General features: G+C 74.7%; 21 protein-coding genes, 1 tRNA gene and 1 pseudogene. 12 read left to right on the top strand and 11 right to left on the bottom strand.

Features of this window, described 5'->3' with window-relative positions; genetic code table 11:
* Positions 1 to 85 precede the first annotated feature (85 nt).
* The 4 genes from GCU60_RS06755 to GCU60_RS06740 all read right to left on the bottom strand — a co-directional run bounded on the left by GCU60_RS06755 (position 86) and on the right by GCU60_RS06740 (position 4,540).
* Positions 86 to 925, bottom strand: coding sequence for a hypothetical protein (locus GCU60_RS06755; protein WP_163203490.1), 840 nt, complete (start codon positions 923 to 925; stop codon positions 86 to 88).
* A 106-nt stretch (positions 926 to 1,031) separates the two neighbouring features.
* Positions 1,032 to 1,922, bottom strand: a complete 891-nt coding sequence (locus tag GCU60_RS06750) for a TatD family hydrolase (protein WP_163203488.1) — start codon at positions 1,920 to 1,922, stop codon at positions 1,032 to 1,034.
* The gene (metG, locus tag GCU60_RS06745) at positions 1,919 to 3,718 is read right to left on the bottom strand and encodes a methionine--tRNA ligase (RefSeq protein ID WP_163203486.1); all 1,800 of its coding nucleotides are present in this window, start codon (positions 3,716 to 3,718) and stop codon (positions 1,919 to 1,921) included. The genes GCU60_RS06750 and metG overlap by 4 nt, the downstream gene beginning before the upstream one ends.
* Positions 3,719 to 3,862: 144 nt before the next feature.
* Positions 3,863 to 4,540, bottom strand: a complete 678-nt coding sequence (locus GCU60_RS06740) for a hypothetical protein (protein ID WP_163203484.1) — start codon at positions 4,538 to 4,540, stop codon at positions 3,863 to 3,865.
* A 193-nt stretch (positions 4,541 to 4,733) separates the two neighbouring features.
* On the opposite strand from GCU60_RS06740, the gene corA reads away from it, so the two are divergent.
* Together corA and GCU60_RS06730 are read left to right on the top strand one after the other, a co-directional pair.
* Entirely contained in the window at positions 4,734 to 5,855 is a 1,122-nt protein-coding gene (gene corA, locus GCU60_RS06735; protein ID WP_163203482.1) for a magnesium/cobalt transporter CorA, read from the top strand.
* Positions 5,856 to 5,982: 127 nt separating this feature from the next.
* On the top strand, positions 5,983 to 6,855 hold the full coding sequence (locus GCU60_RS06730; protein ID WP_163203480.1) for a DUF559 domain-containing protein: 873 nt from the start codon (positions 5,983 to 5,985) through the stop codon (positions 6,853 to 6,855).
* Positions 6,856 to 6,933: 78 nt separating this feature from the next.
* Here GCU60_RS06730 and rsmI read toward each other — a convergent pair whose 3' ends face one another.
* Positions 6,934 to 7,773 carry a 16S rRNA (cytidine(1402)-2'-O)-methyltransferase gene (rsmI, locus tag GCU60_RS06725; RefSeq protein ID WP_163203478.1) on the bottom strand — a complete coding sequence of 280 codons (840 nt, stop codon included), beginning with the start codon at positions 7,771 to 7,773 and terminating at the stop codon, positions 6,934 to 6,936.
* A gap of 52 nt (positions 7,774 to 7,825) precedes the next feature.
* Between rsmI and GCU60_RS06720 the strand changes: the two genes are divergently transcribed.
* The 3 genes and pseudogenes from GCU60_RS06720 (at position 7,826) to GCU60_RS20170 (ending at position 10,230) form a co-directional block, all read left to right on the top strand.
* Positions 7,826 to 9,355 (top strand): dolichyl-phosphate-mannose--protein mannosyltransferase, encoded by a 1,530-nt coding sequence (locus GCU60_RS06720; RefSeq protein ID WP_163203476.1) that lies wholly within the window; start codon positions 7,826 to 7,828, stop codon positions 9,353 to 9,355.
* Between the two features lie 79 nt (positions 9,356 to 9,434).
* A pseudogene (locus GCU60_RS20175) lies at positions 9,435 to 9,707 on the top strand (enoyl-CoA hydratase-related protein); the annotation flags it as partial.
* 58 nt (positions 9,708 to 9,765) lie between these two features.
* A complete protein-coding gene (locus GCU60_RS20170) occupies positions 9,766 to 10,230 on the top strand; it encodes an enoyl-CoA hydratase-related protein (protein WP_345770439.1) in 465 nt (154 codons plus the stop codon).
* Between the two features lie 61 nt (positions 10,231 to 10,291).
* Here the strand turns inward: GCU60_RS20170 and GCU60_RS06710 are convergent.
* The 5 genes from GCU60_RS06710 to galU all read right to left on the bottom strand — a co-directional run bounded on the left by GCU60_RS06710 (position 10,292) and on the right by galU (position 14,455).
* Positions 10,292 to 10,365 (bottom strand) — tRNA-Ala (locus tag GCU60_RS06710).
* A gap of 70 nt (positions 10,366 to 10,435) precedes the next feature.
* A complete protein-coding gene (locus GCU60_RS06705; protein WP_163203474.1) occupies positions 10,436 to 11,137 on the bottom strand; it encodes a hypothetical protein in 702 nt (233 codons plus the stop codon).
* A 190-nt stretch (positions 11,138 to 11,327) separates the two neighbouring features.
* Positions 11,328 to 11,960, bottom strand: coding sequence for a GNAT family N-acetyltransferase (locus GCU60_RS06700; RefSeq protein ID WP_345770438.1), 633 nt, complete (start codon positions 11,958 to 11,960; stop codon positions 11,328 to 11,330).
* 10 nt (positions 11,961 to 11,970) lie between these two features.
* Positions 11,971 to 13,419 carry a molybdotransferase-like divisome protein Glp gene (gene glp, locus GCU60_RS06695; protein ID WP_204261572.1) on the bottom strand — a complete coding sequence of 483 codons (1,449 nt, stop codon included), beginning with the start codon at positions 13,417 to 13,419 and terminating at the stop codon, positions 11,971 to 11,973.
* Positions 13,420 to 13,534: 115 nt separating this feature from the next.
* Positions 13,535 to 14,455 carry a UTP--glucose-1-phosphate uridylyltransferase GalU gene (galU, locus tag GCU60_RS06690; protein ID WP_163203472.1) on the bottom strand — a complete coding sequence of 307 codons (921 nt, stop codon included), beginning with the start codon at positions 14,453 to 14,455 and terminating at the stop codon, positions 13,535 to 13,537.
* A gap of 138 nt (positions 14,456 to 14,593) precedes the next feature.
* On the opposite strand from galU, the gene GCU60_RS06685 reads away from it, so the two are divergent.
* The 7 genes from GCU60_RS06685 (at position 14,594) to mscL (ending at position 20,728) form a co-directional block, all read left to right on the top strand.
* Positions 14,594 to 15,931 (top strand): SLC13 family permease, encoded by a 1,338-nt coding sequence (locus tag GCU60_RS06685; protein WP_163203470.1) that lies wholly within the window; start codon positions 14,594 to 14,596, stop codon positions 15,929 to 15,931.
* 14 nt (positions 15,932 to 15,945) lie between these two features.
* A complete protein-coding gene (locus GCU60_RS06680; RefSeq protein WP_163203468.1) occupies positions 15,946 to 17,151 on the top strand; it encodes a CaiB/BaiF CoA transferase family protein in 1,206 nt (401 codons plus the stop codon).
* On the top strand, positions 17,148 to 18,677 hold the full coding sequence (locus tag GCU60_RS06675) for a carboxyl transferase domain-containing protein (protein WP_163203466.1): 1,530 nt from the start codon (positions 17,148 to 17,150) through the stop codon (positions 18,675 to 18,677). Before GCU60_RS06680 ends, GCU60_RS06675 begins: the two co-directional genes overlap by 4 nt.
* A gap of 113 nt (positions 18,678 to 18,790) precedes the next feature.
* Complete coding sequence (locus GCU60_RS06670; RefSeq protein WP_163203464.1) at positions 18,791 to 19,090, top strand: hypothetical protein; 300 nt, start codon at positions 18,791 to 18,793, stop codon at positions 19,088 to 19,090.
* A gap of 126 nt (positions 19,091 to 19,216) precedes the next feature.
* Positions 19,217 to 19,537, top strand: a complete 321-nt coding sequence (locus GCU60_RS06665) for an FmdB family zinc ribbon protein (protein WP_163203462.1) — start codon at positions 19,217 to 19,219, stop codon at positions 19,535 to 19,537.
* Positions 19,538 to 19,632: 95 nt separating this feature from the next.
* Positions 19,633 to 20,256 (top strand): Flp pilus assembly protein CpaB, encoded by a 624-nt coding sequence (gene cpaB / locus GCU60_RS06660; RefSeq protein ID WP_163203460.1) that lies wholly within the window; start codon positions 19,633 to 19,635, stop codon positions 20,254 to 20,256.
* 37 nt (positions 20,257 to 20,293) lie between these two features.
* Positions 20,294 to 20,728 carry a large conductance mechanosensitive channel protein MscL gene (gene mscL, locus GCU60_RS06655; RefSeq protein ID WP_204261570.1) on the top strand — a complete coding sequence of 145 codons (435 nt, stop codon included), beginning with the start codon at positions 20,294 to 20,296 and terminating at the stop codon, positions 20,726 to 20,728.
* 10 nt (positions 20,729 to 20,738) lie between these two features.
* Here mscL and GCU60_RS06650 read toward each other — a convergent pair whose 3' ends face one another.
* Positions 20,739 to 21,443 (bottom strand): YbaK/EbsC family protein, encoded by a 705-nt coding sequence (locus tag GCU60_RS06650; RefSeq protein ID WP_163203458.1) that lies wholly within the window; start codon positions 21,441 to 21,443, stop codon positions 20,739 to 20,741.
* Positions 21,444 to 21,524: the final 81 nt, after the last annotated feature.

The following is a 21,524-nucleotide window of genomic DNA, read 5'->3' as shown; positions in this document are numbered from 1 at the left end:
GACGACAGAATGCACCGGGGCGCCCGCGTGACCAAGCACACGGGGTGACGGACCGGCGGACGGGGCACGGACGGCGCCCCGCCGATCAGCCCGCCAGCGCCGGCGCGGTGGACCGCACCGGCCGCAGCCAGCCGAACAGGAAGACGCCCACGGCGAGCCCGGCGGCCAGCGCCGAGAAGCCGCCGGCCACCAGGGCCACGGGGGTGACGTCGATCCCCTCGGTGACCCGGTCCCCGAGGTCCAGGCCGGCACGCAGCAGCAGCGTGCCGAACGGCAGGAGCGCGGTCACGCTCGCCGCGGCGGTCACCAGGTGCGCCGTCCAGGTGCGCAGGGCCTCGTCCACCGGGACGTCCGCGCCGTCGGCGGGGAGCGGCCGGACCAGCACCCGGAGCAGCGCCACCTCCGCCGTCAGCCAGGCTGCCAGCGGCACCCCGGCGACGGCCCAGAACACGGTCCCGCCCAGATCGCCCTCGCGCCACATCGCGCCGGCGGTGACCAGCTCGGCGAGCACGACGCCCCGCATGGTCCAGACGAGCCAGCCGGACACCAGCTCCCCCAGCCGCGGCCGTCGCGGCGGAGAGCTGAGCGCCCACCGGGGACGCGGCCGGGTCGCCTCGCCCAGCAGCACACCGGCCAGCAGGCCGACGGTGAGGACCGGCACCCACAGGAAGACCGAGGCCTCGGCCAGGAGCACCACGCTGGCCAGGATCCCGGCGACGCCGAGCAGCAGACCGAGCAGGCGCAGACGCTTCCCGTGCGCCGCCTGACGCCGCAGGACGGCGAGGCCCTCCGGCGTCGGCTCGGCGAGCTCCACGGCGCCCGCGGCGACGGTCCGCTGCCCGGACGCCAGACCCCAGGCGCGGCCCAGCAGCACCCCGGGCACGAGGAGTGCGACGAAGAGGACGACGGCGATGAGGCGACCCACGGTGCTGATTGTCGTCCCTGCGAGGACCTCGCGGCCACGTGCGGACGAGGATTTCCGTTGAGCGCGACCTATTTCGCGCCGGCGGCCCCCCGAGCCGGACGCCGGATCACGGGGCCCAGGGGCCGAAGACCCGCTCGGCGGTGGCGGTGAGCGTGGAGCAGAGCTCGATGAGCTCCACCCCGGTGACCTCGGCCAGCGCGCGGACCGTGTGCGGCACGAGCCGGGAGGCGTTCGGGCGACCCCGGTGCGGGACCGGGGTGAGGAAGGGCGAGTCCGTCTCGACCAGCAGCTGACCGACGGGAGTGAGCGCCGCGGCCTCCCGCAGGTAGCCGGCGTTGCCGAACGTCAGGGTGCCGGCGAAGGACAGGACGTAGCCGCGCTCGATGCACGCCTTGGCGAACACCGCGTCGCCGGAGAAGCAGTGGAAGACCGTGTGCTCGGGAGCGCCCTCGTCCTCCAGCACGCGGAGGATCTCCTCGTGGGCGTCCCGGTCGTGGATGACCAGCGCGACGCCGTGCTCCTTGGCGATGCGGATGTGCGACCGGAACGACGCCTCCTGCGCGGCCCACCCCTCGGGTCCGGTGCGGAAGCGGTCGAGCCCGGTCTCCCCCACCGCCCGCACCCGCGGCAGCGCGGCCAGCCGGTCGATCTCGGCCAGCGCGTCATCGGTCGCCCGGCCGTCCCCGGCCTCGTTGGGGTGCAGGGCGACCGCGGCCAGCACGTTCGGGTGCCGGGCGGCCAGCCCGGCCGACCACCGGGAGGAGGCGACGTCGACACCGACCTGGACCAGCCGCGGGATCCCGACCGCCTCCGCCGCGGCGATCTCCGCGTCGACGGCGTCCTCGGACGCCCACTCGCCGTGCTCCCCGTCCGCCGGCCGCTCGCCCAGCACGATGTCCAGGTGCGTGTGGCTGTCCAGCGCGGGCCCCGGCAGCGGCTCCGGGGACGGCGGCGGCTCGCCCCGGCGGTTGGCTCGGGAGGAGGCCGACCGGCTCATGCGCCGCCGTCCTCCAGCCGCCGGATCTCCTCCTCCAGGACCGACTCGTCCAGCTTGGTGAAGATCGGCTTCGGCGGCGCCAGCGGCGTGCCGGGCGCGGCGAGCGGCGTGGACGCCCAGACGGCCTGGCCCTGCGCGTAGTCGCCGGTGATGATCGGGTACGGCGAGCCGTCGTCCAGGTCGGTCACCTCGTCGATCCGCGGTGCCACCGACCACGTCCCCGTGCCGCCGAGCAGCTCGTGCACCTGCTGCGCGGAGTGCGGGAGGAACGGCGTGAGCAGGGCGTTGCAGTCCTTGATCGCCTGCAGCGCGGTGTGCAGCACGGTGTCCCGGCGGGCCGGGTCCTCCTTGAGCTTCCACGGCGCCTGGTCCGACAGGTACTTGTTCGCCTCGCTGACGACGCGCATCGCCTCGCCGATCGCGGCCTTCTGCCGGTTGCGGGACAGCAGGTCGCCGACCGGGCCGAACGCGCCCGACGTGGTGGCCAGCAGCGCCCGGTCGTCGTCGGTGAGCTCGCCCGGCGTGGGCACCGCGCCGACGTTCTTGGCCGCCATCGAGACGCTGCGGTTGACCAGGTTGCCCCAGCCGGCGACCAGCTCGTCGTTGTTGCGGCGCCGGAACTCCGCCCAGGTGAAGTCGGTGTCCTGGTTCTCCGGCCCGGCGACGGCGATGAAGTAGCGCAGCGCGTCGGCGTCGTAGCGGGCGAGGAAGTCGCGCACGTAGATGACGATCTGGCGGCTGCTGGAGAACTTGCGGCCCTCCATCGTGAGGAACTCGCTGGAGACCACCTCGGTGGGCAGGTTCAGCCGTCCCAGCGAGCCGTTCGTGCCGCCCTTATCGCCCTCGCCGTTGTAGCCGAGCAGCTGGGCGGGCCAGATCTCGGAGTGGAAGACGATGTTGTCCTTGCCCATGAAGTAGTAGGCATCCGCGTCCGGCGTCTGCCACCACTGCCGCCAGGCGTCCGGCTCCCCGGAGCGGCGGGCCCACTCGATGGACGCCGACAGGTAGCCCACGACCGCGTCGAACCACACGTAGATGCGCTTGTCGTTGCGGTCCCGCCAGCCGTCGAGCGGCACCGGGACGCCCCAGTCGATGTCGCGGGTGTAGCTGCGCGGCTTGAGGTCCTCCAGCAGGTTGACGCTGAAGTTCAGGACGTTGGGCCGCCAGCTCTTGCGGGTGGCCAGCCAGTCCCCCAGCGCGCGGGTGAACGCCGGCAGGTCGAGGAAGTAGTGCTCCTCCTCGACGAACTTCGGCGTCTCGCCGTTGATCTTGCTGACCGGATTGATCAGCTCGATCGGGTCGAGCTGGTTGCCGCAGTTGTCGCACTGGTCGCCGCGAGCGCCGTCGTAACCGCAGATCGGGCAGGTGCCCTCGATGTAGCGGTCGGGCAGCGTGCGGCCGGTCGACGGGCTGATCGCGCCGAGCGTCGTCTTCGGGAAGACGTAGCCGTTCTTCAGCAGCCCGAGGAAGATCTCCTGGCTGACGGCGGCGTGGTTGGCCGTCGTCGTCCGGGTGAAGAGGTCGTAGCTCAGCCCGAGCGACTGCAGGTCGTCGACGATGATCCGGTTGTTGCGGTCGGCGATCTGCCGGGGCGTGATGCCCTCGGCGTCGGCGGCCACCGTGATCGGGGTGCCGTGCTCGTCGGTGCCGCTGACCATGAGGACCTTGTCCCCGGCCATGCGGTGGTAGCGGCTGAAGACGTCGGAGGGGACGCCGAACCCGGAGACGTGGCCGATGTGCCGCGGCCCGTTCGCGTAGGGCCAGGCGACTGCGGTCAGGATGTGCCGATCACTCACGGGGGGAGCCTAGTGAAGGCGACGGAATCGTGAGCATCGCAGGGAGCGCCAGCGACCGAGGAGCGCCAGCGACCGAGGAGCGGAGCGGCGGAGGAGCCGAGCGAGTTGCAGCGGCGCCACCCGTGCGGGCCGACGGTGCGTCGGTCAGGGGTGGTAGACGACGCTGGACGCCGGCACGTCCGCGGGGTTCTGGACCGGGGTGGCCAGCGCCAGCCCGCCCAGGCCGAGGGCGATGACGCCCAGCGTGAGGGTGCACAGCACCCGGTGCCGGGCGACGGGATCGGGCCGGCGGCGGACGGGGACCCGCGGGGCCTGGGCGACCCAGCGGCGCGCAGACGCGGAGCCGGCGAGCAGCAGCTTGGTCACCGGCAGGGAGATCGCGACGGCGAAGACGATCGGCAGCGGCAGCCCGGGGTTCAGGGCCGCCGGCACCGGCAGGACGACCGCGGCCGCCCCGACGAGGGTCACGGCGACCAGCTCGACGGCGGAGGTGCGCACCACCAGACGGCGGCTCACGCCGTCGATGAGCGCCGCGCCGCCACCGGCGGAGAGCACGATCCAGCCCGCGAGCGCGACCAGCCCGGCGACGATCACCAGGCCCGGCGGGCGCTGCGGCGAGGACAGCACGGTGTCGATCCGGGTCAGGCCGACGGCGAGCAGACCCACCGCCTGGAGCACGGCCAGCAGCCCGGCCACCAGCGCGGGAACGGGCACCCAGCGCAGGTCGGCGGTCGCCGTCCCGTCCGCCGCCCCGCCGGCCCGCGGCACGCGGACGTGCGCCGGGGCGAGGGTGTCGCGGACGTCGAGGACGCTGATCGCCACGAAGCTGATCTCCTAGACCGGTGGACGCTGTCTCCGGTCTGGACGGCGCGCCGCTGCGCGGGCTGGAGGGGCACACCGCGGATCTCCCTCGAAGGAGTGAGCTGCCACGGTCCCCCGGACGGCCGTACCGGCAGGCCGGCGCGCGGCGCAGGCCTACGCTGCTACCCGCCCGAGGCCCCGAGGAGGCACCGCGATGACCACCGGTGAGACGCCGCACGTCGCGCCGCTCGAGCTGCCGTCGGAGACGCCGCCGGGCTCCCCGCCGACCCTGCGCCCCCGGCCCGCCGGACGGCCCCGCCGCACCTCCAGCCGGCCCGCCGGGACCGCCGCCGTCGTCGACTGCGCGGTGTACGTCGACGGCCGGCGCCAGGAGCCGGTGCAGCCGCAGGACGCGCTGCGGATGGCCGAGGACCGCGGCGGGTTCGTCTGGCTGGGGCTCTACGCGCCCACCGGGGACGAGCTCGGCGCCATCGCCGAGGAGTACGACCTGCACCCCCTGGCGGTCGAGGACGCCGTCTACGCCCACCAGCGGCCGAAGCTCGAGCGCTACGACGACGCCCTCTTCATGGTGCTGAAGACGGCCACCTACATCGAGCACGAGGAGCTGACCGCGACCAGCGAGGTCGTGGACACCGGCGAGGTGATGGTCTTCCTCGCGGAGCGGTACGTGATCACCGTGCGGCACGGGGAGCACAGCAGCCTGGCCGAGCTGCGGCAGCGACTCGAGGACCAGCGCGACCTGCTGTGCCTGGGCTCGGCCGCAGTGCTCTACGCCGTCGCCGACCTGGTGGTGGACACCTTCGTCGACGTCGCCGGCGCAGTCGAGGAGGACGTCGAGGAGCTCGAGGCATCGGTGTTCAGCCCCGAGCGCACCGACGACGTCGGCCGCCTCTACCAGCTCAAGCGCGAGCTCATGTCGCTGCGGCGGGCCGTCTCCCCGCTGGAGGTGCCGCTGCAGAAGCTCGCCGAGCGGCCGGTCGACGTCGTCCCCGAGGCGATGCGCTCGTACTTCCGGGACGTGTTCGATCACGCCATCCGGGTGCGCGACCAGGTGGCCGGGCTCGACGAGCTGCTGACGTCGATCCTGCAGGCGTCGCTGGCCCGGACGCAGATGGCCGACAACGAGGACATGCGCAAGATCTCGGCCTACGCCGGCATCATCGCCGTCCCCACCGCCATCGCCGGGATCTACGGGATGAACTTCGAGTACATGCCCGAGCTGGACGAGCGGTGGGGCTACCCGGCCGTCCTGCTGGTCATCCTCGCCGCGATCGTGCTGCTCTACCGCGGCTTCAAGCGCAACGGCTGGCTCTAGCCCTCCCCGCGGCGCGGGTGTGCGCACGTCCACCTGACCCACCGCGCTACAGGTGGACTCGCGCACATCCGTGGCGGCCTGTGGATGACGCGGGCTGCACCCGCGGCGAGTGCGGCAAGGTGCGCCGGTGCCTCCGCTCGCCGCCGTGCCCGACGCGCTCCGGGCCGATGTCTTCCTCGCCCGGACGGCGGTCGCGGCCGGCCTGCTGACCCGCCGCCAACTGGAGGGCCCGACCTGGCGCGCCGTCCTGCGCGGTGTCTACGTGCACCGCGACCAACCGGTCACCCACGAGCTCCGGACGCGCGCCGCCGTGCTGCTCGTACCGGCCGCCGTCGTCACCGGGCGCAGCGCCGCCGTGCTCTGGGGCCTGGACCTGGCCCGAGCCGGAGACGACGTCGAGCTGACCCTCCCCCGCACCAGCGACCCGGTGCGGATCACCGGGGTCCGCGTCCGCCGTTCCACGATCGCAACCGCCCACGTCCGCACACGTCGCGGGCTGCGCGTCACCACGCCCGAGGCGACGGCCACCCGGCTGGCCGGACTGCTGCCCGCGGACGATGCGGTCGCGGCGGCCGACCAGCTGATCAGGGCCGGGCTCACCGAACTCGGCGACCTGCGCCGGTTCGCCGGGGCTGCACGGGGCCCTGGCTCGGCCCGCGCACGCAGGGTGGCCGCCCTGGCCGACGGGCTGGCGGAATCGCCCCAGGAGACCCGCGTGCGCCTGCTCATCGGCCGCAGCTCCCTCCCGCCACCCGTCGCCCAGTACCCGGTGCGGAACGGCGACCGGTTCGTGGCCCGCGTCGACTTCGCCTGGCCCGAGCACAAGGTCGCCGTCGAGTACGACGGGCTGTGGCACGCGGAGGCCGGGCAGTTCGCGCGGGATCGACAGCGGCTCAACCGGCTCCAGGCGGCTGGATGGCGGGTGGTGTTCGTGACCGCCGCTGATCTTCGGGATCCGGTGGCACTGATCGCCCGGATCGCCTTCGCGCTCAGCTCGTGAGGCGCGGGTGTGCAGGAGTCCACCTGATGGCGCGCGTGACAGGTGGATCTGCGCACACCGGCGCCGCCGGCGGCACCGTCAGGGGGTCTTGGCGGCGACGACGGCGTCGAAGACGGTGCGCTTGGGCAGGCCGGTCCGGGTGACGACGGCGCGGATCGCCTCCTTGCGGGTCGCCCCGGCGGCCTCCTCGGCGGCCACGGCCGCGGCGAGCTCGGCACCGCTGAGCTCCACCACCCGCTCCGGCGCCCCGGCGACGACCAGGGTGATCTCGCCCTTGACGCCCTCGGCCGCCCAGGCCGCGAGCTCGGCCAGCCCGCCGCGGCGGATCTCCTCGTAGGTCTTGGTCAGCTCCCGGCAGACGGCGGCCTCGCGGTCCTCGCCCAGCACCGCCGCCGCGTCGGCCAGCGCGTCGGCCAGCCGGTGCGGCGACTCGAAGAACACCATCGTCCGGCGCTCGTCGGCCAGCGCGGCGAAGGTGGACCGCCGCTCCCCCGCCTTGCGCGGCAGGAAGCCCTCGAAGCAGAACCGGTCCACCGGCAGCCCGGAGACCGCCAGCGCGGTGGTCACCGCCGAGGGCCCCGGCACCGACGTGATGTCGACGCCGGCCTCGATGGCGGCCCGCACGAGGGTGTAGCCGGGGTCGGACACCGAGGGCATGCCGGCGTCGGTCAGCAGCAGCACCGTCGCGCCGTCGGCGAGAGCGGCCATCAGCCCGGGCAGCCGCGCCTGCTCCACCGACTCGTGGAAGGTGACGACGCGGCCGGTGAAGGTGACCTCCAGGTCGGCGGCCAGCCGGTGCAGGCGGCGGGTGTCCTCGACGGCCAGGACGTCGGCCGTGGCCATCACCGCGCGCAACCGCGGACCGACGTCACCGGGCTGCCCCAGGGGCGCCCCGCCCAGCACCAGCCGTCCGCTCATCCGTCGAGCCTGTCACGGCGGGTGTCCCGGCCGGTCCACATACCCTGACGGCATGGCGGTGCTGGCTCCCGAACGGGCCGAGCGGGACCCGCAGGATCCGCCGCGCCCGGGCCTGCGGGCGCCCCGCCTGCCGGCGCCCCGCCCGCGCACCGACGCCGTGCAGCCACCACGCGACCGCCGCACCGGCTGGATCGTCGCGGCGGTCCTCGGCGTCCTCGCCCTCACGATCCGGCTGTGGGGCATCGGCTACCCGCGGAACCTGCTCTTCGACGAGGCGTACTACCCGCCCGAGGCCGACGAGCTGCTCACCTGGGGATTCGAGTACAACCGCGGGTACACGTTCATCGTCCACCCGCCGCTGGGCAAGTGGTTCATCGCGCTGGGCGAGCAGGCGTTCGGCTACAACTCCTTCGGCTGGCGGTTCCCCTCGGCGGTGGCCGGCGCGGTCTCGGTGGTCCTGCTCTTCCGGCTGGCCCGCCGGCTGAGCGGCTCCACGCTCGTCGGCCTGTTCGCCGGCCTGCTGCTGCTGGCCGACGGCTTCGCGTTCACGCTCTCGCGGATCGGCCTGCTCGACGTCTTCCTGCAGGTGCTGGTGCTGGCCGCGGTCAGCTGCCTGGTGGTCGACCGCGACGTCGTCCGCGCCCGGGTCCGGGCCGCCGGGGCCGTGGGGAACGCCGGCTTCCGGCTGGGGCCGCGCGGGTGGCGGATCGCCGCCGGCGTGCTCTTCGGCGCCGCCTGCGCGGTGAAGTGGAGCGGCGTGTGGTTCCTCGCGTTCTTCGCGATCCTCTCCCTGTTCTGGGACCGCGCCGCCTGGCGCGAGGCGGGGGTGCCCCGGCCGACCCGCACGGCGGCGCGCCGCGGCCTGCCGGGCGCCGCCTGGGCGCTGGGGGCCGTCCCCGTGCTCACCTACGTCGCCACCTTCACCGGCTGGTTCCTCGGCGAGACGTCGCAGGGCAGGGCCTGGGCGCAGCAGAACCCGGAGACGGCGTTTCCGTGGGTGCCGGACGCGGTGCGCTCGCTGTGGCACCAGCACGCGGAGTGGCTGCGCTTCCACAACGGGCTCTCCTCGCCGCACCCCTGGGAGTCCGGGCCGTGGTCCTGGCTGGTCAACGGCCGGCCCATCCTGCTGTGGAACCCGCAGGGGCTCGTCGACGAGCAGGGCGGGCAGGTCGTGCGCTACATCCTCATGGTGGGGACGCCGACGCTGTGGCTGGCGTTCGCCCCGGCCCTGCTGTGGCTGGTCTGGCGGATCGCCGCCCGCCGGGATCCCGCCGCGGTGCCGGTGGCCGTGGGCGTCGCGGCCGGGTGGCTCACCTGGTTCGTCAACCTGGACCGGACGATGTTCATCTTCTACATCGCCCCCGCCGTGCCGTTCTTCGTGCTGGCGGTCGCCCTGGCGCTGCAGGACGTCGTCGGCCGGCCGGGGGCGTCGGAGTGGCGGCGCCGCGTGGGGCTGGGCGCCGCGTGCCTCTACGTCGGGCTCGTCGTGGACACCTTCGCCTTCTTCTGGCCCGTCCTGACCGGCAGCCCGTTGTCCCACGGCGAGTGGCTGCAGCGGATGTGGTTCCCCTCCTGGTTCTGATCCCGGTTCCGATCCGGAGCGCGGCCACGTCGTCCGCCCCTACGGTGAGCACGGAGGTCCCCCTTCCGGAAGGACGACGATGACCGGGACGCAACAGCGGCCGTACGTGCTCACCGGGACCGACGGCGACGTCTGGCGGATCACCCTCGACCGGCCGGAGACGGGCAACGCGCTCACCCCGGAGCTCGCAGCCGCGTTCGCCGACGCGCTGGACGCCCGCCCGGAGGCGACCCGGGCGGTGCTGATCCTGGCGAACGGCCCGCGCTTCTGCGTCGGCGGCGACGTCCAGTCCTTCGCGGCCGCCGAGGACCCGCAGGCGCTGGTCGGCGGGCTCGCCGACGACTGGCACGCGGTGGTCCGGCGGGTGCTGCACTGCCCCGTGCCGGTGATCGCGGGCGTGCAGGGGGGCGGTGGCGGGCGCCGCCATCGGGCTGATGGGCGCGTGCGACATCGTCGTCTGCGCTCGCGCCACGAAGATCCGGCCCGCCTACGGCGCGCTCGGCTTCTCCCCCGACGGCGGCACCTCCTGGGCCCTGGCCCGCGCGCTCGGAGCACCCCGCGCGCTGGACCTGATGCTCACCAACACGTCCCTGACGGCCGCCGAGGCGCACGCCACCGGCCTGGTGGCCCGGCTCGTCGAGGACGAGGAGCTGCGCGACGTCACGGTGGCCACGGCCCACGCCGTCGCCGCTGGGCCGATCCGGGCGATGGTGCGCACCCGGGGGCTCGTGCGCCGCGCCGCCACCCGCTCGTTCGAGGAGCAGCTGGACGAGGAGGCACGGCTGATCGCGGAGTCGGCCGGCGACCCGGAGGGCCGGGAGGGCGTCCGCGCGTTCGTCGAGAAGCGGCCGCCGGACTTCCGCAACGCCCGCTGACCGGGCGCGGGACGAACGACGAAGGCCGGACCCGTTCGGGTCCGGCCTTCGGTCTTCAGGGTGGAGCTGAGGGGAGTTGAACCCCTGACCCCCTCGATGCGAACGAGGTGCGCTACCGGACTGCGCCACAGCCCCTGGCGAGAACAGAGTTTAGCGGTCCCGCTCCCCGACGCCACCACCGGGGCGTCGGGGAGCGGGCGAGACGTCAGGCGTTGGCGGCCCGCGCCGGCTGGTACACGTCGATGTCGGCGAAACCGATGTCGTCGTCGTCCAGGCCGACGACGGCGCTGTTCTGCCAGCCCACCGGCGCCGGAGTCCGGGCGGCGACGACGCGGCCCGGGCGCAGCGTGTGCACCGCGGCCAGCGGCACGCTCGGGTGCGGCAGGCTCGGCAGGCCGCCCTGGGCGACCGTCTCGTGCACCACGGCCGGCGGAGCGGTCCGCTGGGCGGGCGCCGGGGCGGCCACGGGGTGAGCGGGAGCCCGCATCGCCTGACGGGCGGCGGCCCGGGCGGCACGGCGCGCGGCCATCCGCTCGCGGCGGGCCACCTTCCGCAGCACGAGCACGTAGCCCACGGTGGCGACTCCGAAGAACGCCTGGGCGATCCACAGCCACGGCGTCAGCAGCAGCGCACCCATCAGGGACGCCAGCGTCAGCAGCACCAGCCCCCCGAGGGCCCGGCGACGCAGCGCGTGCACGTCCACCTTCAGCTCACCGGTGGTGCGCAGCACCTCGCGGTCGATCTCGACCCGCTCGGTCGCCGCATGCCGGACGGTGTCGACCGACCTGCGCCGCTGCAGCGTCCGGCCAGCGTCGGCAGCCTCTACCCGGCCGTCCGCGTCGCCGCGGGTCACCACCATGGGGACCAGCACGACGAACCACAGCACGACCAGAGCGGCCAAGAGCACGCCCGAACCCATAGGAACACCACCTGTCACATCAGTCACTCGCCAGGCGAGGCTAAGCACCGGGAGGGCCGTCGTCGGGGAGGCGCGCGGGCGTGTCGCTGATCGGTGTGGGACCGGTGTGACAGGAGACGGCGTGTCGTCCGCGACCACCCGGACGGCGGTCGGTGCCCGTGCTATGTCGGCGAGCCGATCAGTCGACCGGTCGACCTGGCGACATCCGTTGCCACCGGGCCAGGACACCGCCGGGGACGTCCTCGGGGAGCAGCGCGTACGCCAGGTGGTCGCGCCAGGCGCCGTCGATGTCGAGGTACCGCCGGAGCAGGCCCTCGCGCTGGAACCCGAGCCGCTCGACGAGCCGCTGGCTGGGCAGGTTCTCCGGCCTGATGTCGGCCTGCAGCCGGTGCAGGCCCACCGGCCCGAACGCGTGGTCGCAGACCAGGGCCACGGCCAGCGACGCGACTCCCCGCCCCGCGACCGCCCGGTCGATCCAGTAACCGAGGGACCCCGACCGCAGCGCGCCACGCACGATGTTGTCGACGGTCACCTGCCCGGCCAGCCGGCCGTCCACCCGGACGGCGAACGGGAGCGAGGTGCCCAGCCGCGCGCGGCGGGCGACGGCCCGCCGCATCGCCCGGTAGGCCGCCGGCGCGTGCCGGGCGCTCCACGGCACCGGCGACGTCGGCTCCCAGGGGCTCAGCCAGCTCTCGTTGGCCAGCCGGACCCTGCTCCACTCCGCCGCGTCGCGCCGCCGGAGGGGGTGCAGCTCGACCGGCCCGGAGGTGAGCTGGGCCGGCCAGCCGGGGTGCAGGAGCGGCTCGGTCACGGGACGGGGCTCAGCCGCCGAGCAGCAGCGGCATGACGGTGACCAGCCCGCCGGCGGCCACCTCGGTGACGTCCTCGTCGATGACGATGAGGCAGTTGGCCCGCGCCATCCGGGCCAGCAGCGCGTCGGTCGCCTCCCCCACCGGCTCGACGACGTAGCCGCCGTCGGGGTGGCGCATGACGGTGCCGTGCAGGTACTGGCGGTAGCCGAGCGGCGAGAGCAGCTGCTGGCCGGCGATGGCCTGCACCGTCCGGCGGAACAGCTGGCGCTTGCCCAGCATGAGCCGGATCGCCGGCCGGACGAACACCTCGAAGGCCACCAGGGCCGACACCGGCTCCCCGGGGACGCAGATGACCGGCACCTCGTCCCGGCCCAGCCGGCCGAAGCCCTGCGCGGGACCCGGGTGCATGGCCACCTGCCGGAAGCGCATGTCGCCCAGGCCGGCGAGCGCCTCCTGGACGGCGTCGAAGCCGCTGCTGGTGAACGTCCCGGAGACGAGCACGAGGTCGCTGCGCAGCAGCTGGCTCTCCAGCACCTCGGTCAGCCGGCGGGGGTCGGTGGGCAGGATGCCCCACCGGTAGGCGTCGGCACCCGCGTCGCGCGCCGCCGCGGTCAGCGCGTAGCTGTTGACGTCGACCACCTGGCCGGGCGCGGGGGTGGCGCTCACCTCGACCAGCTCGGTGCCGGCGCTCAGCACCACCACCCGGGGGCGCGGGCGGACGAGCACCCGGTCGCGCCCGACGGCCGCGAGCAGGCTGATCTGGGCCGGCCCGATGGGGGTGCCGACGTGCACCGCGGGGTCCCCGGGGGCGACGTCGTCCCCGGTGCGCCGCACGTAGCTGCCGGCGGGCGGGCCGGCCTGCACCGCGACCCGGGCCGCGCCCTGGTCGGTCCACACGCCGGGGACGACGACGTCCGCCCCGGCGGGCAGCATCGCGCCCGCGGCGACCTTGACCGTCAGCCCCGGACCGATGGCGGTCGGCGTGCTCGCCCCGGCGACGCTCTCCCCCACGACCGCCAGCTCGACAGGCCGCGCGACGGTGGCGGCGGCGATGTCCTCGGCGCGGGCGGCGTACCCGTCCAGGGCCGCCTGGTCGAACGCGGGCAGCGCCCGGGAGCTGACGACGTCCTCGGCGCACAGCAGTCCCTGCGCGTCGAGCACCGCCAGCTCGATCGGGTCCGGCTGCGGGACGGCGGCCAGGATCTCGTCGAGGTGGCGTTCGACGGTGCGCACCATCGGCGAGGCGTCGGACCGGCCGTCGGCCGGCAGCGGGACCGGTCCCGTGAGCGACCGCTGCGCCGGCACCTGCCCGACAGCGGGCAGCGGTCCGGTGCGGGCGTCCCGCGGGCCGGGGGGCCCCGCCGGGCGCGGCGGTGCCATCGGCATGTCGACCTGCGTGGTGTCCCGGTTCACCCGGGAACTCCCGCTCCCGCCGTTGCCGTCGTCGTACCCGGACATCCTCACCACCGTCGTCCCGCCGGGCCGCTGTCCGGCGCCGGCTCTCGCGGCGCCGCCGGTGCCCGGAAGGCCCCGGCTGCGCGCCGCCGTCCGATCGTGCCCTTCCCGGCGCCGGTCAGGACGGCGACGCGCCCTCCGCGGGCAGCTCGGCCACGAAGTCACTCAGCCAGGCGCGCAGCGCCGGGCCCAGGTCGTCGCGCTCGACGGCCAGCCGGACGACGGCCTTGAGGTAGTCCAGCTTGTCGCCGGTGTCGTAGCGGCGGCCGCCGAAGACGACGCCGTGGACGGGCTCGCCACGCTCGACCAGGGTGGCCAGGGCGTCGGTCAGCTGGATCTCGTCGCCCCGGCCGGGGGCGGTCTCCCGGAGCACGGCGAAGATCTCGGGGGCCAGCACGTACCGGCCGATGATGGCCAGGCTGCTCGGGGCCTCCTCGACCGGCGGCTTCTCCACCAGGCCGCTGATCGCGACGACGTCGCTGCCCTCGGTGCTGGGGTCGATCGCCACGGCGCCGTACTTGTCGATGTTCTCCATGCCGACGTCCAGCAGGGCGATGACCGATCCGCCGTGCTCGGCCTGGACGGCGAGCATCTGCTCCAGCAGGTGGTCGCGGGCGTCGATCAGGTCGTCGCCCAGGAGGACGGCGAACGGCTCGTCGCCGACGAAGGCGGCGGCCTGGAGGACGGCGTGACCGAGGCCGCGGGCCTCGCCCTGGCGGACGAAGTGCACCTGCGCCACGTCGGTGGACTCCTGCACGGCGGCCAGCCGGCCGGCGTCGCCCTTCTTCTCCAGCGCCGCCTCCAGCTCCGGCGTGCGGTCGAAGAAGTCCTCGATGGCGGCCTTGTTCCGGCCGGTGACCATCAGCACCTCGGGCAGGCCGGCGCGTGCGGCCTCCTCGACGATGTACTGCAGCGCCGGCCGGTCGACGACCGGGAGCAATTCCTTGGGCACGGCCTTGGTCGCCGGCAGGAACCGCGTGCCCATCCCCGCCACGGGGATGACCGCCTTCCGCGCCGGTCGGGTGCTGGGGGTCGGCATGGCGGCAGCCTAGCCAGCGGGCCGATCAGCAGCCGGTCCAGGGCGCGGGCCGGATGTCATCCGCGCGACTGGCAGGCGCTACCCGCGGGTCACTGACACAGTGGACCCGCCTCGTCCCCCGGTGCCGTGGGAGGAACCGTGTCCGCTGAGATCGTCACCATCCTGGCGCTCGTCGTGATCTTCGCGATCGCGACGTTCCTGCCGATCAACATGGGCGCGCTGGCCTTCGTCGCCGCCTTCGTCGTCGGCACGTTGTCGGTGGGGCTGACCACCGACGACATCATCGGCGGCTTTCCGGCCGGGCTGGTGCTGACGCTGATCGGCGTCACCTACCTGTTCGCGATAGCCCAGAACAACGGCACCGTCGACCTGCTGGTCCGCGGGGCGGTGAAGATGGTCGGCGGGCACGTGGCCGCGATCCCGTGGGTCATGTTCTTCGTGACCGGGCTGCTCACGGCCATCGGCGCGCTCTCCCCGGCGGCGGTGGCGATCATCGCCCCGATCGCGCTGACGTTCGCCGCGCGGCACGGGATCAGCCCGCTGCTGATGGGCATGATGGTCATCCACGGCGCGCAGGGCGGCGGCTTCTCGCCGATCAGCGTCTACGGCGTCACGGTGAACACGATCGTCGAGGGCGAGGGCCTGCCGAGCAGCCCGATCGCGGTCTTCCTGGGTGCGCTGTTCTTCAACCTGGCCATCGCCGTCGTGCTGTTCTTCGTCCTCGGCGGCCGCAAGCTGATCGGCCGCAAGGTGGCCGCCGAGCCGCTGGCGCACACCGAGCACGCGCACGGCACCCTCGTCCGCGGGCACGGCGCGGCGCCCGGACCCGCGGTCGGCGGGGACGACGACGAGCACGTGCACCCCGACGTGCCGCAGCCGGTGCGCTTCGAGCAGATCCTCACGCTGATCGGCCTGGTCGTCGTCGCCGTCCTGGCGCTGGCCTTCGACCTGGACATCGGTTTCGTCGCCATCACGGTCGCCGTCGTCCTGGCGCTGTTCTCCGCGCAGAAGCACAAGGGAGCGGTCACCCAGATCAGCTGGTCGACCATCCTGCTCATCGCCGGCGTGCTGACCTACGTCTTCGTTCTGCAGGAGGCCGGCACGATCGACTACGTCGGCGACGCGGTCATCGGGCTCGGTGTGCCCCTGCTGATCGCCCTCCTCCTCTGCTACATCGGCGGGATCGTGTCGGCGTTCGCGTCGTCGACGGCGATCATCGGCGTCGCCATCCTGCTGGCGGTGCCGTTCCTGGAGGCCGGGGAGATCAGCGCCGTGGGCGTGGTGGTCGCCCTGTCCGTGGCCTCGACCATCGTCGACGTGAGCCCGTTCTCCACGAACGGCGCGCTGGTGCTGGCCAACGCGCAGGACGTCGACCGGGACCGCTTCTACAAGCAGATCCTCGGCTACTCGGCGATCGTCGTGGCCGTCGGACCGCTGCTCGCGTGGCTGGTGTTCGCCGTGCCCGGCTGGCTGTGAGCGAGGATCCCCCCATGAGCGGACCACTGGACGGCGTCCTCGTCGTCGACCTGACCCGGGCCCTCGCCGGACCGCACGCGGCGATGATGCTCGGGGACCTCGGCGCGCGGGTCATCAAGGTGGAGAACCCGGGCACCGGGGACGACACCCGCGGGTGGGGTCCGCCGTTCGTGCAGCCACAGGGCGGCGGGGAGGGTGGCCAGGCGCAGCGGGAGTCCACGTACTTCCTGTCGGCGAACCGCAACAAGGAGTCGATCACCCTCGACCTCAAGGACGAGGCGGACACCGCCGTGCTGACCGAGCTGCTGCGCCGGGCCGACGTCCTGCTGGAGAACTTCCGCCCCGGCACGCTGGCCCGCCTCGGCTTCGGCACCGACGTGCTGGCCGAGCTCAACCCGCGTCTGGTCCAGCTGTCGATCAGCGGCTTCGGCCACGACGGGCCCGAGGGCGGCCGCGCCGGCTACGACCAGATCGCGCAGGGCGAGGCCGGGCTGATGTCGCTCACCGGGGCCGGCCCGGAGGACCCGCAGCGGGTCGGCGTCCCGATCGGCGACCTGCTGGCCGGCATGTACGGCGCCTACGGGGTGCTCGCGGCGCTGCACGAGCGGGAGCGGACCGGCCGCGGCCAGGTGGTGCGCACCTCGCTGCTCGCGGCGATCGTCGGCGTGCACGCCTTCCAGGGGACGGCGTGGACGGTGGCCGGCAAGGTCGGGCACGCGCAGGGCAACCACCACCCCTCGATCGCCCCCTACGGGCTGTTCCGCTGCTCCGGCGGCAGCGTCCAGCTGTCCTGCGGCTCGGAGTCGCTGTGGCGGCGGCTGTGCATGGAGTTCGGCCTGGACCCCGCCGCGCCGGGGCTGGAGACCAACGGCGAGCGGGTGGAGAACCGCGACCGGGTGATCGCCCTGCTCGAGGACGCGTTCGCCGACATCACCGCCGAGGACCTGCTCGCCCGGCTGGACGCCGCGGGCATCCCCGCCGGCAAGGTCCGCACCGTCGACGAGGTCTACGGCTGGGACCAGACCCTGTCCCAGGGCCTGCTGGTCGACGTCGACCACGCCACCCTCGGCCGGCTCCGGCTGCCCGGGCCGCCGCTGCGCTTCTTCACCCCGTCGGCCGACGGCGAGACCGAGACCACCCCGCGGGAGCACACCGCTCCCCCGGTCCTCGGCGCCGACGGCGAGGCGATCCGCGCCTGGCTGGACGGCTCCGGCTCGTGAGCGACCGCCCCGCCCGCCTGGACGCCCGCGCCCTGCGCGACCTGGTCCTCGACGACGGCTCCTGGCAGTCGTGGGACTCCCCCGTCGGGCCCCGGCAGGTCGGCGCCGACTACGCCCGCGAGCTCGCCCGGGCGGCGGAGAAGACCCGGCAGGACGAGTCGATCATCACCGGCGAGGGGCTGCTGCGCGGCCGCCGCGTCGCCGTCGTCGCCGGGGAGTTCGGCTTCCTGGCCGGCTCCATCGGGGTGGCGGCCGCCGAGCGGCTCATCACCGCCGTCGAGCGGGCGACCGAGGAGGGCCTGCCGCTGCTGGCCGCCCCGGTGTCCGGTGGCACCCGGATGCAGGAGGGCACGGTCGCCTTCCTGCAGATGATCGGCATCACCGCGGCGATCGCCCGGCACAAGGAGGCCGGGCTGCCCTACCTGGTCTACCTGCGCAACCCCACCTTCGGCGGTGTGCTGGCCTCCTGGGGTTCGCTCGGCCACGTCACCATCGCCGAGCCGGGCGCCTCGATCGGTTTCCTCGGACCACGGGTGTTCGAGGCGCTGTACGGCGAGCCGTTCCCCGAGGGCGTGCAGACCGCCGAGCACATGGCCGACCAGGGGCTGATCGACGCCGTCGTCCCGCACGAGGAGGTGGCCGACCTCGCCGACCGGGCGCTGCGCGTGCTGGCCGCCCGGCAGACGTGGCACGTGGACGTCGCCGGCGCGGAGAAGCCGACCGCGGAGGACGGCAGCGACGCCGACGACCCGGAGGACGGGCGCAGCGCGTGGGACGTCGTCACCGCGTCGCGGCGGGAGGACCGGCCGGGCGTGCGGCGGCTGCTGCGGACGGCGGCCACCGACGTCGTGGGGCTGTCGGGCACCGGCGCCGGCGAGAAGGACCCCGGGCTGCTGCTGGCGCTGGCGCGCTTCGGTGGCGCCCCCTGCGTCGTGCTGGGCCAGGACCGGCGCGGCCAGTCGATGTCCGCGCCGCTCGGCCCGGCCGCGCTGCGGGAGGCCCGGCGCGGGATGCACCTGGCCGAGGAGCTGCGACTGCCGCTCGTGACGCTGATCGACACCCCCGGCGCCGCGCTCTCCCGGGAGGCGGAGGAGGGCGGGCTGGCCGGGGAGATCGCGCGCTGCCTGCACGACCTCGTGGTGCTCAAGGCACCGACCCTGGCGGTGCTGCTCGGCCAGGGCACCGGCGGTGGCGCGCTGGCGCTCGTGCCGGCCGACCGGGTGCTGGCCGCGGCCAACGGCTGGCTGGGCCCGCTGCCCCCTGAGGGCGCCTCGGCGATCGTGCACCGGACCGTCGACCGGGCCGGCGAGATGGCGGCGGAGCAGGGTGTGCGGGCCACCGACCTGTGGCGGGCGGGGATCGTCGACCGCGTGGTGCCCGAGCGACCCGATGCCGCCGACGAGGCAGGCGAGTTCTGCCTGCGGCTGGGCCGGGTGCTCGGGGAGGAGCTGGCCGGGTTGCTGGGCCGCGACGACACCGAGCGCTTCCGCACCCGGCTGCACCGCTACCGGCACCTCGGTCGCTGACCCGCCCGACGGCGCCGGCGTGTCACCCGACCGGGCGGCGCCCCTTCGGGTGCACGCCGCGACCGGCGATGCTCGGCGGGAAGTGGCTGACCCGACCTGGCCGAGGAGCTGCCGTGAACGACGTCGTCGCCGGTCTGATCGTCGTCGCGGTGGTGCTCGTGGGCGCCGCCGGTCTGTACTTCCAGCTGACCCGACCGGATTCGGGCGTCATGCAGCGCCGGCGGCTGACGCCGACGGTGATCGCGGGGCTGTCCGTGGCCGGCGCCGTGGGGTTGTTCGTCTTCCAGACGGCCACCGGTTCCGGCCTGCCGACCGGGTGGCAGGTGGCACTCTCCGGCGGCTTCGGTGCCGTCCTCGCGGGCACGTTGTTCCTCGTGGAGCGGGCGCGCCGGCGGTCCTCGGACGGGCGATGACCGGTGTCGGCACGCCCTTGCGCGCCGACACACGTGACGGACCTTGTGCCGATGACGCATCATTGGCAGTCGACGGGGTCGAGTGCCAGCCCCGATTTCCTCCGCTCGACCAGGGAGACCGCCGCAGTGCCCACCTATCAGTACGCCTGCACCAACCCCGAGACCAAGCACCAGTTCGAGGTCGTGCAGTCCTTCACCGACGAGCCGGTCGCCGAGTGCCCCGAGTGCGGCGCCGCGGTGCGCAAGGTCTACGGCTCGGTGGGCGTGGTCTTCAAGGGCTCGGGTTTCTACCGCACCGACAGCCGCAAGAGCAGCAGCTCCTCGGACACCCCGAGCAGCTCCTCGACGCCCGCGACCTCCGCGCCCGCGGCCGCCAAGGACAGCAGCTCCTCGTCCAGCAGCACGCCGTCGTCGACGTCCGGCAGCACCGCCAAGGCCGCCAACTGACGCTCGGCTGAGCGCGCCCGTCCACAGGGCCCGCTCCGGTCCACAGATCCTCCCGACGACCCTGTCCGCGCAGCCGCGCCGGGCAGGGTCGTCGCATGCCGCGTCTGCGCCGGTCCCGGTCACCCGTCCACCTCGCCCGCCGCGCGGGCGCCGCGCTCCTCGCCGTGCTGGCCCTGGTGCTGGCGTTCCGGCCGGACCCCGCCCCGGCCGGGGCACGTGCACCCGCCGTCCCGGTGGTGGTCGCCGCCGCCGACCTCCCGGCCGGCACGCGGCTGGGCGCTGGGGACCTGACCGTGGTGGCGGTGCCGCCCGAGGCCGTGCCCGACGGTGTGGTGGAGCGCACGGAGCTGCTCCAGCACCGGGTCCTGGCCGCGGGCGTGCGCCGGGGCGAGCCGCTGACCGACGCCCGGCTCGTCGGCGCCGGGCTCACCACGCTGCTGCCGGAGGGGCAGGTCGCCGCCCCCGTGCGGCTGGCCGATCTCGCGGTGACCGCGCTGGTCCGCGCCGGTGACCGGGTGGACGTGCTGGCCACCGCGGGTGGCACCGGCGTGGCCGAGCGCGTCGCCGCCGGCGCGCTCGTGCTGGCCGCCCCGGGCGGGTCCGACGACGAGGCTGCCGGCGCCGGTCTGCTGCTGCTGGCCGTGGACGACGGGACCGCCGCCCGCCTGGCCGCGGCGTCGGCCGGGGCGACCCTGACCATCAGCCTGCCCCCGCCCTGACCGCCCGGCCGAGCGGGCCCCGCACGGGTGTGGCTGGATGGTCGGCGTGCTGAAGGGCTTCAAGGACTTCCTGTTCCGCGGCAACGTCGTGGACCTCGCCGTCGCGGTCGTCATCGGCTCGGCGTTCACGATGCTGGTGAACGGGTTCGCCGAGTCGTTCCTCACCCCGCTCATCGGGGTGCTGGGCGGCGGCGGGGAGCTGGGCGGGACGTTCGAGGTGAACGGGCAGACGTTCACCTGGGGCGCGTTCGTCAGCCAGCTGATCACCTTCGTGCTGACCGCGGCGGTGCTCTACTTCCTCGTCGTCATGCCCCTGCACCGGCTGCTGGAGCGACGGGTGCATGGTGAGGAGCCCGGTCCGGTCGCGCCCACCGAGGTCGAGCTCCTGGCAGAGATCCGCGACCTGCTGCGCGCCCAGCAGGACCTCGGCCCGGCCGGTCCCGACGCCGCACGGCCCACGCCGCCGGTCTGACCGGGCCGGGTCAGTCGCTCCCCCAGTGCGGCGGGCGGTCCTCGAGGTAGCGACGGTCGTCGTCGGAGGTGTCGGCGGGCCGCTCGCCCCAGCCGACGTCGCTGTCGTCCGGTGCCCGGCGCACCCGGAGCGGCTGGGCCGGCGGGGGCGTCGGGGGCTCCGCCGGCACCGGCTGCCCGAGGCCGTCCAGCACCTCGGCCGCCGGGAGGCCGGCCAGCAGGGAGCCGGGCACCGCGATCTTGCTGCCGCGCAGCCCCGAGCCGACGACCACCAGGTCGGCCGCGGCGACGGCGGCGTCGACCAGCAGCGGCCAGGACGCCGGCAGGCCGACCGGGGTGATGCCGCCGTAGGCCATGCCGCTCTCGGCGACCGCGACGTCCTGCGGCGCGAACGACGCCTTCCGCGCACCCAGGTGCCGGCGCACCAGCCCGTTGACGTCCGCCCGCGTGGTCGCGAGCACCAGGCAGGCGGCCAGCGTCGTCTCCCCCGCGCGGCGGGCGGCGACCACGACGCAGTTGGCCGAGGCGTCCAGCGGGACCCCGTAGGCCTCGGTGAAGGCGGCGGTGTCGGCCAGGTCGTCGTCGATCTGCGCCACCCACGCCGGGCCGTCGAGGTCGGCCAGCGCAGCGGCCACCGGGGCGGCGAGCAGGTCCGGGCGGTCGGCGGCGGGCAGCCAGGTCAGCGAGCCGAGGGCGGGCGCGGAGGGGTCGGGCATGCCCCGATCCTGCGGCACGCCCTCGCCCCGGCGCAGGCCGGGGACTGGCCGGATCGCTGCGGTCCCGTGCCGGGCTCGGGC

Source organism: Blastococcus saxobsidens (assembly GCF_010682065.1).
Lineage (GTDB): Bacteria > Actinomycetota > Actinomycetes > Mycobacteriales > Geodermatophilaceae > Blastococcus > Blastococcus saxobsidens_B.
Note: the sequence above shows the minus strand (reverse complement) of the source record. Positions and strands in the feature narration are given on the sequence as shown.

Excerpts from the sequence above, each read along its gene's own strand:
- GCU60_RS06750 (WP_163203488.1), bottom strand. The coding sequence starts at position 1,922 with ATGAGCCGGTCGGCCTCCTCCCGAGCCAACCGCCGGGGCGAGCCGCCG.
- corA (WP_163203482.1), top strand. The coding sequence starts at position 4,734 with ATGACCACCGGTGAGACGCCGCACGTCGCGCCGCTCGAGCTGCCGTCG.
- rsmI (WP_163203478.1), bottom strand. The coding sequence starts at position 7,773 with ATGAGCGGACGGCTGGTGCTGGGCGGGGCGCCCCTGGGGCAGCCCGGT.
- GCU60_RS06720 (WP_163203476.1), top strand. The coding sequence starts at position 7,826 with ATGGCGGTGCTGGCTCCCGAACGGGCCGAGCGGGACCCGCAGGATCCG.
- glp (WP_204261572.1), bottom strand. The coding sequence starts at position 13,419 with ATGTCCGGGTACGACGACGGCAACGGCGGGAGCGGGAGTTCCCGGGTG.
- galU (WP_163203472.1), bottom strand. The coding sequence starts at position 14,455 with ATGCCGACCCCCAGCACCCGACCGGCGCGGAAGGCGGTCATCCCCGTG.
- GCU60_RS06680 (WP_163203468.1), top strand. The coding sequence starts at position 15,946 with ATGAGCGGACCACTGGACGGCGTCCTCGTCGTCGACCTGACCCGGGCC.
- cpaB (WP_163203460.1), top strand. The coding sequence starts at position 19,633 with ATGCCGCGTCTGCGCCGGTCCCGGTCACCCGTCCACCTCGCCCGCCGC.
- mscL (WP_204261570.1), top strand. The coding sequence starts at position 20,294 with ATGGTCGGCGTGCTGAAGGGCTTCAAGGACTTCCTGTTCCGCGGCAAC.
- GCU60_RS06650 (WP_163203458.1), bottom strand. The coding sequence starts at position 21,443 with ATGCCCGACCCCTCCGCGCCCGCCCTCGGCTCGCTGACCTGGCTGCCC.